The sequence below is a fragment of the Terriglobia bacterium genome, from assembly GCA_020072785.1.
Taxonomy (GTDB): domain Bacteria; phylum Acidobacteriota; class Terriglobia; order Acidiferrales; family UBA7541; genus Acidiferrum.
The window spans coordinates 1,177,062-1,192,148 of the sequence record JAIQGG010000002.1; the positions used below are offsets into that span (position 1 = coordinate 1,177,062).

At 63.0% G+C, this 15,087-nt stretch carries 15 protein-coding genes and 2 tRNA genes; 9 read left to right on the forward strand and 8 right to left on the reverse strand.

The features are described 5' to 3' along the window. Positions 1–3: 3 nt before the first annotated feature. Positions 4–492: a pyridoxamine 5'-phosphate oxidase family protein gene (locus LAN61_08385; protein MBZ5540521.1), complete on the forward strand. Its 489-nt coding sequence runs from the start codon at positions 4–6 to the stop codon at positions 490–492. A gap of 75 nt (positions 493–567) precedes the next feature. Here LAN61_08385 and LAN61_08390 read toward each other — a convergent pair whose 3' ends face one another. Then, complete coding sequence (locus LAN61_08390; protein ID MBZ5540522.1) at positions 568–1,017, reverse strand: RidA family protein; 450 nt, start codon at positions 1,015–1,017, stop codon at positions 568–570. A gap of 254 nt (positions 1,018–1,271) precedes the next feature. Here LAN61_08390 and LAN61_08395 point away from each other — a divergent pair, with 254 nt between their 5' ends. Further along, entirely contained in the window at positions 1,272–2,405 is a 1,134-nt protein-coding gene (locus LAN61_08395) for a carbon-nitrogen hydrolase family protein (protein ID MBZ5540523.1), read from the forward strand. Positions 2,406–2,648: 243 nt separating this feature from the next. On the opposite strand, the gene LAN61_08400 is transcribed toward LAN61_08395, so the two are convergent. The 3 genes from LAN61_08400 to LAN61_08410 form a co-directional block, all read right to left on the reverse strand. Beyond that, positions 2,649–4,343: a glycosyltransferase family 39 protein gene (locus tag LAN61_08400; protein MBZ5540524.1), complete on the reverse strand. Its 1,695-nt coding sequence runs from the start codon at positions 4,341–4,343 to the stop codon at positions 2,649–2,651. Positions 4,344–4,828: 485 nt separating this feature from the next. Beyond that, positions 4,829–4,905 (reverse strand) — tRNA-Asp (locus tag LAN61_08405). A gap of 21 nt (positions 4,906–4,926) precedes the next feature. Then, a tRNA-Val gene (locus LAN61_08410) sits at positions 4,927–5,002 on the reverse strand. A gap of 143 nt (positions 5,003–5,145) precedes the next feature. On the opposite strand from LAN61_08410, the gene LAN61_08415 reads away from it, so the two are divergent. The 3 genes from LAN61_08415 to LAN61_08425 all read left to right on the forward strand — a co-directional run bounded on the left by LAN61_08415 (position 5,146) and on the right by LAN61_08425 (position 6,385). Then, positions 5,146–5,427, forward strand: a complete 282-nt coding sequence (locus LAN61_08415; protein MBZ5540525.1) for a DUF507 family protein — start codon at positions 5,146–5,148, stop codon at positions 5,425–5,427. 75 nt (positions 5,428–5,502) lie between these two features. Next, a complete protein-coding gene (locus LAN61_08420; GenBank protein MBZ5540526.1) occupies positions 5,503–5,805 on the forward strand; it encodes a DUF507 family protein in 303 nt (100 codons plus the stop codon). A 193-nt stretch (positions 5,806–5,998) separates the two neighbouring features. Then, positions 5,999–6,385, forward strand: coding sequence for a hypothetical protein (locus tag LAN61_08425; protein ID MBZ5540527.1), 387 nt, complete (start codon positions 5,999–6,001; stop codon positions 6,383–6,385). Positions 6,386–6,517: 132 nt separating this feature from the next. Here LAN61_08425 and LAN61_08430 read toward each other — a convergent pair whose 3' ends face one another. Then, positions 6,518–7,642, reverse strand: a complete 1,125-nt coding sequence (locus LAN61_08430) for a M48 family metalloprotease (protein ID MBZ5540528.1) — start codon at positions 7,640–7,642, stop codon at positions 6,518–6,520. A gap of 178 nt (positions 7,643–7,820) precedes the next feature. On the opposite strand from LAN61_08430, the gene LAN61_08435 reads away from it, so the two are divergent. Next, on the forward strand, positions 7,821–8,042 hold the full coding sequence (locus tag LAN61_08435) for a hypothetical protein (protein MBZ5540529.1): 222 nt from the start codon (positions 7,821–7,823) through the stop codon (positions 8,040–8,042). Positions 8,043–8,053: 11 nt separating this feature from the next. Here LAN61_08435 and bshB1 read toward each other — a convergent pair whose 3' ends face one another. Further along, a complete protein-coding gene (gene bshB1 / locus LAN61_08440; protein MBZ5540530.1) occupies positions 8,054–8,770 on the reverse strand; it encodes a bacillithiol biosynthesis deacetylase BshB1 in 717 nt (238 codons plus the stop codon). 163 nt (positions 8,771–8,933) lie between these two features. On the opposite strand from bshB1, the gene LAN61_08445 reads away from it, so the two are divergent. Next, entirely contained in the window at positions 8,934–9,683 is a 750-nt protein-coding gene (locus tag LAN61_08445; GenBank protein MBZ5540531.1) for an SDR family oxidoreductase, read from the forward strand. Between the two features lie 350 nt (positions 9,684–10,033). Then, entirely contained in the window at positions 10,034–12,712 is a 2,679-nt protein-coding gene (gene aceE, locus LAN61_08450; GenBank protein MBZ5540532.1) for a pyruvate dehydrogenase (acetyl-transferring), homodimeric type, read from the forward strand. Positions 12,713–12,754: 42 nt separating this feature from the next. Here the strand turns inward: aceE and LAN61_08455 are convergent, their stop codons facing one another. Next, positions 12,755–13,180, reverse strand: coding sequence for a (deoxy)nucleoside triphosphate pyrophosphohydrolase (locus tag LAN61_08455; GenBank protein ID MBZ5540533.1), 426 nt, complete (start codon positions 13,178–13,180; stop codon positions 12,755–12,757). Then, positions 13,177–13,965, reverse strand: coding sequence for an ABC transporter substrate-binding protein (locus LAN61_08460; GenBank protein ID MBZ5540534.1), 789 nt, complete (start codon positions 13,963–13,965; stop codon positions 13,177–13,179). The genes LAN61_08455 and LAN61_08460 overlap by 4 nt, the downstream gene beginning before the upstream one ends. Before the next feature lie 76 nt (positions 13,966–14,041). Here LAN61_08460 and LAN61_08465 point away from each other — a divergent pair, with 76 nt between their 5' ends. Continuing rightward, positions 14,042–15,082 (forward strand): acetamidase/formamidase family protein, encoded by a 1,041-nt coding sequence (locus LAN61_08465; protein ID MBZ5540535.1) that lies wholly within the window; start codon positions 14,042–14,044, stop codon positions 15,080–15,082. The last annotated feature ends 5 nt before the right edge of the window (positions 15,083–15,087 follow it).

A 15,087-nucleotide genomic window follows, 5' to 3' on the forward strand; every position in this document is an offset into this window, starting at 1 on the left:
TCGTTGAGCGAGCGGCCAGCCTGGTGGAACCGCCAGTACATCGAGCCGTACCGCCTGAGCGACGCGGAGGCCTGGAAGCTCATCGAGAGCCCGCCCTTCTATTGCGTTTTCGCCTGGGTCACGCGGGAGCCTGCGCCGGTGGCCTGCGCCATGGCCTACGTGGTGCTCGACGGCTGCGTGATGCTCACCTCCACTGCCAACCGCGACAAGGTCAAGGCCATCCTCCGAAATCCCGCCGTGTGCCTCTGCTTTCACCGCGGTTTGCGCCAAGTGACTCTGCGTGGCCGCGCCGAAGTTTCCTCCGATCCCCAGTTCGTCGCCCGCTGGGTCTCCGCGCATCTCGATACCTGGGACCGCCCGCTTACCCCACAGCAGCGCGCCGCCGAAACCCAGCGCTTCCTGAGCCCTGACCGCGTCATGATCGTCGTGCGCGCGGAAAAGCTGCGCAGCTTCGACGGCGCAGAGATGTTCCGCGCGGAGACAATCGGCTGAAGAGTTTGTCCGGCGCTTCGCTGCAAAGATGGCTTTGTAGCTCCGCGCGGAATTTATCCCGTCAGAACGCGCTGCTTATCGTTTTATGGCGATGCCCTTGACCTCAAACCGCGCGCCGAACAGCAGCGGGCCGGAGCCGAGGAAGGCGCGCGCCGGGAAGTCGTGCGTGAAGTACGTGCGGTAGACGGCATTGAACTTGTCGTAGTTGGCCACATCCGGACAGTGCACCTCCACGGCAACCAGGTCGTCCATGGTCATGTCCGCCTTGGCCAGCGTGTCGCGGATGGTGTCGAGAGCCAGCCGCGCTTCCTGCTCCACTTCGCCGGCCGGGCGGCCGGTCTTCGGGTCCAGGCCGATGCTCCCGGCCACATACAGGGTGTTGCCCACCAGCACGCCGTTGCTGAACGGCAGCTTGGATTCGGCATTCAGCTTGATATAGCGCCGCTCCGTCTTCTGCTCCGTGCCCGCCAGCGTTACCAAGCCGCAAACCAGCAATCCCGCGAACAGCCACGTTGCTCTCTTCATTGCCCGCCTCCCGTTGCGCTCTCCCGCGTGGCCGCGATTATAGCCGGGTCCCGAAAACCGGCGTAATGAATTTCTGGGGCAGACCGGGCAATCGTGCACGCACTGTACCGGCGGATCCAGGGAGCATGGAGAAGTTTGGCCAGACTCCTTGACAGGTCCCGGCTTCCAGTATTGAATCTCCTGCATTCGGCAGAATCGCGGGAGTGCCGCTGGGCCTGTTTCTGCCGGCAAGTGTCCGGAGCAGGGAGGCTGCCATGAAGCCGAGGCAGAAAGTGTTGGGAGGGCGGGCCAGCGTGAAGGTGGCTGTTGTGCAGACGCCGCCGGTGTTCCTGGACCTGGACAAGAGCATCGACCGCGCCTGCCAGAAGATCGCCGAGGCCGCCGGCAACGGCGCGGAACTCGTGGCCTTTACGGAAACCTGGCTGGCCGGGTATCCGTATTGGGGTGAGGGCTGGGAATCGAAGCTGCAGAACTGGATTCCCGTGCGGGTCCGCTTTTACGACAACGCCTTGCTCATTCCGGGCGAGGATACCGAGCGCCTTTGCCAGGCGGCCGCCCGGGCCAATACCCACGTGGTGATCGGCTGCAACGAGATGGACTCCCGGCCCGGCGTCCACACCATTTACAATACCCAGCTGTTTATCGGCCGCTCCGGAAGAATCCTGGGCCGGCACCGCAAAACTATGCCCACGTTCGTCGAGCGCGCGGTGTGGGGCAATGGCGATGGCAGCGATCTGGTCAGTTACGAAACCGATATCGGCCGGATCGGCGGGCTCATCTGTGGGGAGCATCTGATGCCCCTGATCCGCGCGCGCATGATCGAGCAGGGAGAGGATTTCCACATTGCTGCGTTCCCGGGCGCGTTTGCCCTGCATAGCGGGCCAAAGCTGGAAGAGGCCGACTCCGAGGGCCGATACTTCTGGGGGCACACCTTGACGCGCGCACATGCGCTGGAGGCCGGAGCGTTTGTGCTGTCAGCGGCGGGCTACATGACGCGGCGGGACCTCCCGGCGGATTTTCCGCTGGTGGAAACAGTGAACGTGGACTACGCGCACGGCGGCAGCCAGATTGTGGGGCCCCTCGGCGTTCCGCTGGTTCCACCGACCTCCGGCGACACGATCCTTTACGCCGAATGCCAAGCGGACATGATCAAGGTCTGGAAGGCCATCATTGACACCGTGGGGCATTATTCCCGGCCGGACATCGTCCGCTTGCAGTACCTGGGAGGGGAGCAGATGGGCTTGGCGGACCTGGCGGTCCGGGCGGTCGAGAAGACTGCGCCCGGGGAACTGGAGCGAATCGCGGAGAAGCATGAAGTGGCCCGTGCGCAGATGGATGCGGCCGTGGAGCAACTTGCCAGGAAAACCGGGAGCGGCAGCCCATCGTAAGAATCATCCACGAATAGCCCGCAGTATCGTTTTCCGGCGGATCGGCGGAATAATAGATTCGCGGCGTTGCCCGCGGATCGTCATTCGTATGCGGAACGCCTTCCTGGCTGAGGGGGTTCCGCTGGAGATCCCCCGGGGCGCGGGAGATGCTTCCCCGTCTGGAGCGGCTGATCCGCTTCGCGCGCGGCTGCGGGATGCCTATCGCCCGCCGTTCGGCGGCCAGAATATGGCTCCGCTCCGTATTCAGCTTCCGCAGTTTGTCAGCGGCGCAGCGGGCAACAAATCTGGGCCCACTACAAAAGGAATAACAGTGATATTCCGTCCAAAGTCTTCTGGTTTTAGACAGCGTAACTCCGGGAAATGCCTCGGCAGTTCCTTGCCGACAGTGTCTCCCCAACCAGCTTGAAAGACCCAAACTCGATCCCCGGGTTTTAAGCCGTAGGTATGTGCCATTTGTTCGAACTGCGGCGAGAAATTCCCGCTTATCAGCTTCCATATATGGAGGGAGACGATGGAATACCCGTTACAACTAAACTCAGCGAGGTCTCCGTGGAACACGCCAGCGGGGATATTTCTCGGGCCGCAGAGATAATACGCGATCGGGAGGCTGCTCTGGTAGTCCACCAGGATTATGTCTCCCCGCGGAATTGACTGCTGGATATGATTCACAGCGGCGATCATCAACGTCCGGCTCTGATTCTCTTCTGTGATGCCTTCCTCGAATGTCTTCCCGGTGGCATTCGACGCTCCCGCTAAGACGGTCGCGATCAGTAGGCCCGCCCAGAGTTTCTGACCGCAAACGGCTGCCAGCAGAAAGCTCGCAGCCGCTATCGCAAAAGGCGCAAGAAACACCGTGTGGCGGCTGCCGACATAGGGATAGATCCCCGCCATGGCTGCGCCCCAGACCGCGATAAAAGGGAGCAAAAGGAGAATTCCAGAATGGCCAGAAGGCGGGTGGCCCCGACGGGATAGCAATTCCCGGACAACGAGAAACCCAACGCCGGCGACGAAGAGCAGAAGCATGGCTTGCGAGACGTAATGTTCTCCGAACAGGAATAGGAAGATATTCGAAGTCTGTTCTCGCGTAAAAGTGACAAGATCCCCGCTGCCCAGATGAAAATAGTACTGACCGAACGGCATTCCCCAAAGTGCTATGTAATTCTTAAGCTTCGACACGTGCGTCACGTACAGGAACCCATAAATCGCCAGCGCTCCCGCTTGGCCGCTGGCCCAGGCGACAACAACTTTTCGCGAAAGCCGTGCATCGCTGATTCGTGCCAGCGAATAAAGACCGATGGCCAGTGCAAAGAAAAGCGCCGAGTAATGGGAAAGAATTGCCAGGTAGAGAAAGACGGAGAAATGCCACATTCCGCGAACGGACTTTTCCTGAAAGGCCCGCTCCAGAATGTACAGGGCGGTCGCCATACAGAACAGCAACAGAGCGTACTCCCGCACCTCAGCCGAGAGGGTGATCAGGGCCGGGGAAAACGCGACGAGGATGAGGCCGATCAAGCTCGCCGTTTTGCCGAAAACCATCCCGATCCATTTGAAAGCAACCCAACAAAGGGCTGTTCCAGCAAACACCGAAGGCAGGCGCAGCATCAGTTCCGAGCGGCCCAGGAAATGCCAATAGTAGAGCAGGAGATAAAGCAGCGGAGGATGCGCGTTGGTCAGGCTGGCCTTGTACGCAAGAAAAGCCGAAGGCTGATTGATCAACAGGTAGTGAAGCGCCTCGTCCGGGTTCAAATAGCTTCGGCTGGCAACGAACACCCGGAGCCCAAAACCGGCGGCAACCACCGTGAGTGCGACAGCAGTCAGATGCTCGTCAAGCCAGTTCTCGACGACGGCGTCCCGGCTGATTACATCGCGTTCGCCTATTCCGGGCGCAATGTCCGGCCGCGAATCCGGTTCCGTGTGGACCACCACTCTGGGGTTCACGTGTTTGTCAGCATCCTCTCCGTCAAGATTTCAGCGTCGGAAGCAAGAGGGACCCGGTTGTAGCGGGTTCCCCGCCATGGTTTGCCGTGAGATAGCCCCGCAAGTGAACTGGAGCGTTTCCTGCGCGTGATACGCAGGCCGTAGCACGATGATTCTGGGCCTGTTCCATTCTCCTCCGTGCAATGCCATCTCCCGGCGCGAATATCCATTAGACTCGCTGCTGTCCTGGCGTGTCCATCGGCAGGTAATTTGCGTTGTCCGAACTGCTATCGGCCGTTACGTAGTGCTCCCGGCAGGGGTGCAAGCTTTTGCGGCGAGCAAGCAAGAAGCCACCCGCTGCTGCGAACACAAAGTGGCATTCTAAGTCTTCAGTGTCGGAAGGATAATAAGGTTACGAGGTCCGTGAGGCAGGGAGGTGCAGAAACCTGGTGTTTTTTTCTGCTCCCGCGGAGAGACGCCATATTCCCCGTACGTGTTTGAGAATATGGCGGGGACGACGGGACTCGAACCCGCGACCTCTGCCGTGACAGGGCAGCGTTCTAACCAACTGAACTACGTCCCCGCGGAAATTGCGATGCGCGAATGGTGGGCAGTGTCCGATTCGAACGGACGACCTTTCGGGTGTAAACCGAATGCTCTAACCGCTGAGCTAACCGCCCCTGCATCAACATCGTACAGCAACCGGCGCAGACCGTCAACGCGCCGCAAATTCGCGCCGGAACCGCCCCGCCGCCTTCCTTGCACTTTCCCTCATGAGCCAGTAAACTTTCTTCTTTGCTTCGGTGCACAGGAAGCGGGTGGCATGCTCCTCTCTCGAGACTTCGTCGCGTATATGGCCACGGAAGTGGTCAAGCGCCTGGTGGAAAGCGAGCAGATTGAAACCAAGGCCGTGGAGGCCGTAGCCCTGCGCGTCCGCCAGAAGATGCAGGAAGAACTGAGCATCGAGGACCGCCTCAACGACGAAGTCCGCGAAATCCTGATCCAGCACCAGGACGAGATGCGCCGCACGGGCGTCTCCTATCAGGAGATGTTCAAGAAGGCCAAGGCCCAGTTGGCCCGCGACCGCAAGCTGGTCCTGCGCTGAGCGCCGGAACGGTACGCACGGTTTGGCGGGTAAACGGGCCATAACGTAAGAGTGATCTCCAGTTGAGGGATGGGCATGCGACTCAGCCGCGAAAAAATCATCCGCCTTTCGCACCAGATCAACGACGTACTGGTGGCCAGCAACGATGTGGAATTCATCGAAGACCGCGATACCATCCGCAATCAGGTGGTGCTCATCCTGCAGGCCCTGCTCCACGAAGAGGAAAAGGTGGATGCCGAGGTGCGTAAGAAGATCACCTCGCAGAAAAAAGAGATCCTCGAAGGCAGCGAAGAGTGGGACGTTCTCTACCGCAAGTATTACGCCGACGAGATGCGCCGCATAGGTGTTCCGCACCAGGCCGAAGAGCGCCGCACGTAGTTCGCAACCCAGCCACGCGGGAGCTTGAATTCCCGCCGTTTTTTCCGGGACATGCCGTGCGCTTTCGTTTCCATTTCGTTATATACTGGCACTGTCTCCTCGGGAAGAATCCATGCCCACCAAAAGTTTGCCTCCCTGGTTGGCCTTCGCACAAATCAAGCCTGCCCTGACTGCCGGTGTGATCCTTTGTTCTGTGAGCTATATCCTGAATCTGGCCTTATCGCGGCTCGGTATTACCGGGGCGGCGACCCTCCTCGATGATCTGGCGATGGGCCTCCTCGGAGCTCTGCTCCTCTTGGTCTATCTGTCGGCGCTCTATGAAAGCCAGTGCCACGCGCGGGCCAAGGAAAGAGCCATTCTCGTGGTCGAGCTCAATCACCATATTCGCAGCGCGCTGACGGCGCTGGGGTATTGCGTGATGCTGGAAGACCGCGAGGAGCGCCTCCGCCGGTACGACGATGCGGTGGCCACCATTGACCGGGTATTGACAGACCTGGTGCCCACTACAGGAAGCACGGAAGAGCCGCGCCTCTTCCTATCCGAGAATAACGTCACTTACGGCCAGCGCCCCCTGCGCTGAAACGTTTCCCGCAAAATCCCTTCCCGGCAGAAGCCGGAGCGGGAGAAACATTCTGTGCCCCCGCGGCGAAAAAAAAGGGCGGCCTTGGCGGCCGCCCTTTTCTTTTGCTAATAAGCTGTCCTGCCGGGAGGGTTAGGGCGTATCCGGACGGCGCTTGAGTGTTGGCCGCCCGTCATCGGCCGGATCCGTGCCGGTGGTCTGCGGGGCTTTGTTTTTTTCCTGCTCGGTGCGGGTGCGCAGGGTGGGCTTGCCCGGCCCGTTATCCTTGGTTTTGCGGCTGAACATGATATTGCGCAGGCGCGCCTTCACCTGGTCGAATTCGGAGGTGGTGACGATGTATTCGTCGCGCGCCGGCAGAATGCGCGCGATTTCTTTTTGCGCTCTGGCGATGCGCTCCGGCGTCGGCGGGTGCGAGGAAAAAACCTTGGGGATGGTGCCCGGACGGCGCCGCTCATCGGCCTGGATGCGCTCGAAGAAGGTCACGTAGGCGTTGGGGTCGTAGCCCGCCTTGTACATGTACTGCAGCCCGAGAAAGTCGGCTTCGCGCTCCGCATCCCGCGAAAATTTCAAGTAGGTCAGCGGGATGGCCAGATTCAGCCCCTGGTAGATTCCGTAGCCCGCCCAGCCCCCGGGACCCAGCAGGATCAGCGGGATCGAGGCCAGCTGCAGGATTTCGCCCTTGGTGGCCTGCTTGGTGCCGTGACGCGCGGTCACGTGCGAAATTTCGTGGGCCATCACGCCCGCCAGTTCGGACTCTTCCTGCGCGCGCAGGATCAGGCCGCTGTTGACGTAGAAAAAGCCGCCAGGCAATGCGAAGGCGTTGACTTCGTCGGAATCGATGACCTTGATGGTGAAAGGCACGCGTGCGTCCGAATTGCGCACCAGGTTCTGCCCCACGCGGTTCACGTACTCCGTGACCACCGGGTCGTCGATCATCTTGGAACTGCGCTCGACCTCCTGGGCCAGCTGCTTGCCCAGGGCGATCTCTTTCTCCAGGGAATAGAAATTTACGCCCTTGCCTACGTTGCGGTTCCCGATCGCCTCCACGTCCTCTTTCGAGTTCTTCGGGGAGACCTGTGCTTGCTGGGGCACGGGCTGTTCTTGGGGCGCTTTCGGCGGCGCTGCCGGCTGTTGTGGCTGCGCCGGCGCTTGGCCCTGGTCCTGGGGCGGCTGGCTCTGGGGAACCGCGAGCGCCGGTCCGGCGAATAGCGCGGTGGCCAGCAGCAAGCCCGAGATATGCCGCAGTAGTTGTTTCATGGCGCCCTCTGACGGAAGTATACACCCCCCTATGGGGTGGACCCGGGCCGGTTTGGCCCTCCGCTGCGTAAGATGTAAGCGCGGCCCGGAAGGTTTCCCGCCTCCCCCCGGTGTCCAAGAAGGATTCGGTTTAGGTTGACGCGCCTAAGGCCCTGCATCTAGAGTAGCTATCCACGCTATGAGCGTTCGCAAGATTCAAATTGGCCAGTTGTGGAAGCAGGATGGAACGGGCGAAATCTACCTCGTCACCCGCGTCTATTCCGAGGCCCTCAGCACCGTCGCCGTGCTGCGCAAGAGTGGCGCCGAGCAGGAGGCGCTCATCCGCATGAAGGTCGAGCGCAAGGGCGACGGCCAGACGCTGCACGGTTTTACCCCCGCCCAGGAAGACGAAGACTCCTAACCCCCCGCGGCTCAGATCGAACGCACTGCCATCCTCACCACGTCCTCCACCTGCAGCAACTCCTTGGTCAGAAAGGCCTCGCCGTATTTCACCCCAATGATCTGCCCATAGTGCCGCGCCAGCTGATTCATCTGCTCTTCCAGGCGGTCGATCGCCAGGTGCACGCTGCTCTTCGCCGCGCGCTTCCCGGGACGAAACTGCGAGGCGAACGCCAGGATCGCCCGCCGCCGCTGTTGGTACTCCGCGGTGATGTCCACGACAAACGTGGGCCGCACGCCGGCGTAGGCCGTGGCATAGAGAATCTTGAACGGGCGGAAGGGTTCGCCCTCCAGCGGCAGTTGCTTCAGCCCCGCCAGAAAACAGGCCTCGTAACCCAGCGTGGAGGCATGGTAGTGGTCGGGGTGCCGGGCCTCCCAGTAGGGAAGGATCACGGTATGCGGCCGCAGCGCGCGGATCTGCTGCGCCAGGCGCAGCTTGTTCTCCCGGCTGGGCTGCACGTCGGAATCCGCCACGCCCAGCGTGCCCCGCCACTTCGCGCCGAGCAACTTGCCCGCTTTGGCCGCCTCCCGGGCGCGGGTCTCCGGCGTGCCCCGCGTGCCCATCTCCCCTGCGGTCAGGTCCAGGATTCCGGTCTTGTAGCCGCGCCGCGCCATCTTCAGCAGCGTCCCGCCGCAGGTCAGCTCCACGTCGTCGGGATGCGCGGCAATCGCCAGCAGGTCGAGTTTCATTGTTTCTCCCTCGCAGGCCCGATTCTAACAACTGTACGCGTGACCGCGAAGCGGTCAACTGTATGCATGACCGCTAAGCGGTCAATAAGCCGCCCGTGGGGGGCACGACATGTCGTGCCCGTCTTTCTGGCCTGTGTGGTAACGTTCTTTGCTGTAAAACCATATGCCGGCCGATCTCCCCAAGACGGAAGAATCGCTCGCGGGCCGCGTGGCTCTGGTCACCGGAGCGGGCCGCCGCCTGGGCCGCGCCATCGCCCTGCGCCTGGCTCGCGAAGGCGCCGACGTCGTCCTGCACTACCGCGGCGCGGACGCCGCCGCGCGCGAAGCCGCCGCGGATATCGAGGCCCTGGGCCGCCGCGCGCTGCCTCTCTCCGCGGACCTGCGCCACCCTACGGAAATCCGCGGGCTCTTCGAGCTAGCCGCGCGGCACTTCGGCGGCCTGGACATCCTGGTCAACAATGCCGCCGTCTTCTTTCCCGCCAGCATCGAGACCGTCACCGAAGAGCATTGGGACACCGCGCTGGACACCAACCTGAAGGCGCAGTTCTTCTGCGCGCAGGCCGCCGCCCCGCTGCTGAAAGCGCGCCGCGGGGTGATCGTCAATTTTGCCTCCGTGGGCGGCCTGCTGCCCTGGCCGAATTACATCCCCTACAGCGTCTCGAAAGCCGGGGTGATCATGCTCACGCGCTGCCTGGCCCGCGCCCTGGCTCCGGAAGTCCGCGTCAACGCCATCGCCCCCGGCACCATCTCCATGCCCGGCGATCCCCCGGAGTGGGAAGCCGACTACATCCGCCAGGCCCCGCTGGGGCGCACCGGAACCCCCGAGGACATCGTCGCGGGCGTGCTCTTCCTGGTCCACGCCACCTTCATGACCGGCCAGGTCCTGGCCGTGGACGGCGGCCGCTCCCTGTAGCGGCTGGTTTACCCTGCCATCGGAAGCGCCGGGCTCTTGCCCTGAGGGGAGTCAAAGAATGATCCCGGCACCTTCTGTACGTGTGACGGCGAAGCGTTTGTAGCACACCCCTCTAAGACTGGACAGGTAGTTTCGGTATGATTCGGGGCCTCCGAGAGCAAAGGAGGCGGCATGGCAAGCGAGAACGGGCTGGCGGAGCAGGGCAGCGGCGAATTAGCAGAATATTTGGGGGCAGAAGGGGGTGCACGAATGGCATTTGGGGTGTATTGTATGTGTTCAGCGTATTGAACACTCGCTGGCTTTCGAAATTGGGCTTTGTGTAGCCCAAACTAAAGGGGTCAGACCAGGACATGAACGATAGCGCCACAAAGCACCCGCTTTCCCCGGACGACGTAGAGATCCGCGAGTGGCTCGAGTCGCTGGACTCGGTCCTGAAGGCCAGCGGGCCGGAGGTCGCGCGGCAGATATTGGAGCGCCTGCGCACCCATGCGCACCTGGCCGGGGTGGAGATCCCCTTCACCGCGCGCACCGCGTACGCCAATACCATCCCCCCGCGCAACCAGCCGCTCTTTCCCGGGGACCAGGCCATCGAGCGGCGCATCAAGAGCCTGATCCGCTGGAACGCGCTGGCCATGGTGGTGCGCGCCAACCGCGTGGAGCACAACATCGGCGGGCACATCTCCACCTTCGCCTCCGCGGCCACGCTGTTCGAAGTCGGCTTCAATCACTTTTTCCGGGCGCGCAGCGACGAATTCGAGGGCGACACCGTCTATCTGCAGGGCCACGCCGCGCCGGGCATTTACGCCCGGGCGTTTCTCGAAGGGCGCCTCTCCGTGCAGCAAATGGAAAATTTCCGGCGCGAGATGAAGCCGGGCGGCGGGCTTTCTTCCTACCCCCATCCCTGGCTGATGCCGGATTTCTGGGAGTTTCCCACCGTTTCCATGGGCCTCAGCCCGATCATGGCCATCTACCAGGCGCGCTTTAACCGCTACCTGGAGAACCGCGGGCTGAAGCCGGCGACCGACGCCAAGGTCTGGGCCTTCCTGGGCGATGGGGAAACGGACGAGCCGGAAACGCTGGGGGCCATCACGCTGGCCTCGCGCGAGAAGCTGGACAACCTGATCTTCGTGGTGAACTGCAACCTGCAGCGCCTGGACGGCCCGGTGCGCGGCAACGGTCAGATCATTCAGGAGCTGGAAGCGGCCTTCCGCGGCGCGGGGTGGAACGTCATCAAGGTGCTGTGGGGAAGCGACTGGGACCCCATCTTCGAGCTGGACACCGACGGCCTGCTCATCCAGCGCATGGGCGAGACGGTGGACGGGGAATATCAGAAGCTGGTGGTGGCCACCGGCGCGTATGTGCGTCAGAGTTTCTTCGGCTCCGACCCGCGCCTGCTCAAGCTGGTGGAGCCGCTCTCGGATGACACGCTGCGCCGTCTGCGTCTGGGCGGGCATGATCCGCGCAAGGTGTACGCCGCGTACAAGGCGGCGGTGGAGCGCAAGGGCATGCCCACGGTGATCCTGGCGCGCACCATCAAGGGCTACGGGCTGGGGGAGAGCGGCGAGGGCAAGAACATCTCGCACCAGCAGAAGAAACTCAACGAAGAGGAACTGCGCGAATTCCGTTCGCGCTTCGGGATTCCCCTGAGCGATGACGACGTCGCCGAGGCGCCGTTCTACCGCCCGCCGGAGGACAGCGCCGAAATCCAGTACCTGCGCGCGCGGCGCGCGGCCCTGGGCGGCTACGTGCCCAAGCGCAGCGTGCGGGCCAAGCCCATCGCGGCGCAGCAGGACGAGCTGTGGAAGGAATTCTACGAGGGCAGCGAGGGCCGGGAAGTTTCCACGACCATGGCCTTCGTGCGCATGCTCAACAAGATGCTGCGCGACCCGGAGATCGGCAAGCTGGTGGTGCCCATCGTGCCGGACGAGGCGCGCACTTTCGGCATGGAGTCGCTGTTCCGCCAGGTGGGCATCTACTCGAGCGTGGGGCAGCTCTACGAGCCGGTGGACGTGCACACGCTGCTTTATTACAAGGAAGCCAAAGACGGGCAGATTCTCGAAGAGGGCATCACCGAAGCGGGCTCGATGGCGTCGTTCATGGCCGCGGGCAGCGCCTACGCCACGCACGGCATCAACGCCATTCCGTTCTTCATTTTCTATTCCATGTTCGGCTTGCAGCGCATCAGCGACCTGATCTGGGCGGCGGCGGACATGCGCTGCCGCGGCTTCCTGCTCGGCGGCACCTCCGGGCGCACCACCCTGGCGGGCGAGGGGTTGCAGCACCAGGACGGCAACAGCCACGTCCTCGCGCTGCCCATTCCCACGCTGCGCGCCTACGATCCGGCGTTTGCCTACGAGATCGCGGTCATTTTGCAGGATGGCATTCGCCGCATGTACAAGGACGGCGAGAGCTGCTTCTACTACATCACGGTGATGAACGAGCCCTATGCCATGCCCGCGATGCCCGGCGACGTGCGCGAGGGCATCCTCAAGGGCATGTACCGCTTCCGCGCGTCGGAGAAGAAGAACGCCAAGCTGCGCGCGCAGCTCTTCGGCAGCGGCGCGATCCTGCGCGAGGTCCTGCAGGCGCAGGAGCTGCTCGAAGAAAAATTCGGCGTGGCCGCCGACGTCTGGAGCGTAACCAGCTACAAGGCGCTGTACATGGACGGCCTGGAGGCCGAGCGCTGGAACATGCTGCATCCGGCTGAGAAGCCGCGGGTGCCGTATGTCACGGCAAATCTGGCCAGTGCGCCGGGCGTGCTGGTGGCGGCTACCGACTACCTGAAGGCTCTGCCCAATCTGGTAAGCAAATGGATGCCGCGGCGCCTGGCCTCGCTGGGCACCGACGGCTTCGGCCGCAGCGAAGGCCGCGCGTCGCTGCGCGACTTCTTCGAAGTGGACGCCAAGCACGTGGCCTACGCCACGCTGGTCGAGCTGTTCCGCGAAGGGCAGATCGAGCGCGGGCTGCTCGAAAAAGCGGCGCGGGACCTGGGCATCAACCCCGGCAAGCGCGACCCGATGACCACGTAGCGGGCTCTTCGGAATGACCGGGGCAGGTAGTGAGGAAGGAATTCATGCTTCCTGGGCGAGGATTTCGGCCGGCTTGATGCGCCCGGTGGCAAGATTGGCGATGAGCGCTCGGTTCGCCGCCAGGAAATCGTAGCTGCCCAGTTCCTTCGGCAGGGCCCAGGCAATCTGCTCGAATACCCGGGGAGCGATCTCCCGCTCTTCAATCGCCACCGCAAAAAACCGTATCTCCAGCGGTTCCGACTGCGCCGCGTAGGTGTGTTGCACGCGGGCGATCTCCCGGCTCTTGCGCAGGGTGACGCCCAGCTCCTCGCGCAGCTCGCGCGCCAGCGCCGCCTCCGGCTCTTCCCCCGGGCGCACCTTGCCGCCGGGGAATTCCCACTTGAGCGGAGAGCTGTCCGTCTTGCGCCGCTGCCCGATGAGCAGTCGCCGGTCCTCGCGCTCGATCACCGCCGCAACGACGAGGATCATGCGCGCGCCTGCCGCGCCGGAAGCTGCTGCAGGATGCGGGAGAGTTCGCGCGCGCCAGCGAGCAGCGGCGGCCCCGGCGTGTTCAGCAGCTCGTCGGAAATGACATAGACGCGTTTGTCGCGGATCGCGGGGAGGTCTTTCCAGGCCGCCACGGCATAAGCCTTTTCCGGCTTGGCCTTTGCGCCGGTAGCGGCCCAGGCCAAAACTATTACCTCGGGTTGCGCTTCGGCTACCTGCGCGTCGGTGACGCGCTGTCCCGCGGGGACGGCCATCGCGCCGCCGGCGATTTTCACCATCTCGGCCACCCAGGGCGGGGAACTGATGCGCGGATTGGGCCAGGACTCGCAATAGACCCGCGGGCGGTGCTTGACGCGCTGGGATTTCTTCGCCAGGGTGGCGAATTCGCGGCGCATTTGCGCGGCAAGTTTATCAGCAGCGGCCGCGCGGTCCACGATGCGCCCGAGCAGGCGGATGTCGCTCTCTATGCCGGCGAGCGAGCGCGGATTCATGGCTAGAAAGGTGAGGGGGTGCTCCAGCAGCCTGGCCACGGTCTCCTGTTTGTAGGGCACCGAGCCGATCACCAGCGTCGGGTGGAGCGCGAGAAGCTCTGCGGGATCGCCCGACCAGCAGTCGCCGACCTGCGGCAAGTGGCCGACGGCCGCGACCTCCTTGCACCACGGGGTAACGCCGACGAGGAGTATCTTCGCGCCGATGGCGCACAGAATGGAAGTGGCGCTGGGCGCCAGGGAGATGATCCGCATCTTCTTGCGCTGAGGAATTTTCATTGTTCCCGAAGTTCATAGTAGACTGCCCCCGGCCAGGGAGCAATCATGGTCCCGGCATCTTGTGGAGGTCTTTCCCATGCGTAGAATCCTGTCGTTCGCGCTGCTTGCCGCAGTGCTCACGTGTGGAGCATTCACCGCAGCCGCCCAGCAGGCGCCGCCTGCACCGCAAACCGTTTACTATGAGGGCAGGCTCGAGAACGTGAAATACGTGTACGGCGTGGCGCCGCCGGTGGCGCACGTGCGCCCCGGCGACACGATCGACGCCACGACGCTGGATGCGTTTGGCAACGCCATCCAGAAGCCGGGCGACACTCTGGCGCTGGTGAAGGGCGACAACCCGCTCACTGGCCCCTTCTACATCGAAGGGGCGGAGCCGGGGGACACGCTGGTGGTGCACATCCTCGACGTGCTGCTCACGAGCCGGCAGGGAATCGGCGCGACGGTTCCCCTTTTTGGCGCGCTGAACGCCACCAGTTATACGGCCATGCTGCATCCCCCGCTGCCGGAACGCGTCTGGTTCTATCCGCTGGACCCGGCCACCAACACGGCGACGTTTCAGGCGTTGGATTCCAAATTCACGGCGAAGATTGCGCTGCATCCGTTTCTGGGCTGTATCGGAGTGGCGCCGGCCGGCGGAGAGGCGCGCAGTTCGATCGTTCCGGCGGAGTTCGGCGGGAACATGGACGCTCCCGAAGCTTCCGCGGGCAATACGTTGTATCTGCCGGTGAACGTTTCCGGCGCGCTGCTCTATTTCGGGGACGGGCACGCGGCCATGGGCGATGGGGAGATTGCCGGGACGGCCATCGAAGTGCCTCTCCGCGTGCGCTTGCAGGTGGAGCTGCGCAAAGGGAAGAGCATCAACTGGCCGCGCTTCGAGAACGAGCGGGAGATCATGACCACGGGGATCTACCGTCCGTTGGACGATGCGGTGCGCATTGCATTTACCGAACTGGTCGGCTGGATGCACGCGGACTACGGGCTCTCCGAGCAAGACGCCTACGAGCTGCTTTCGAAAACGGCGAAGGTCCGGCTGGCGGAGATGGTGGATCCCAACTACGTGATCGTGGCGTCCATCGAGAAGAAATACCTGCCGGCGAAGAAAACCACAGCCCCCTAAAAGCC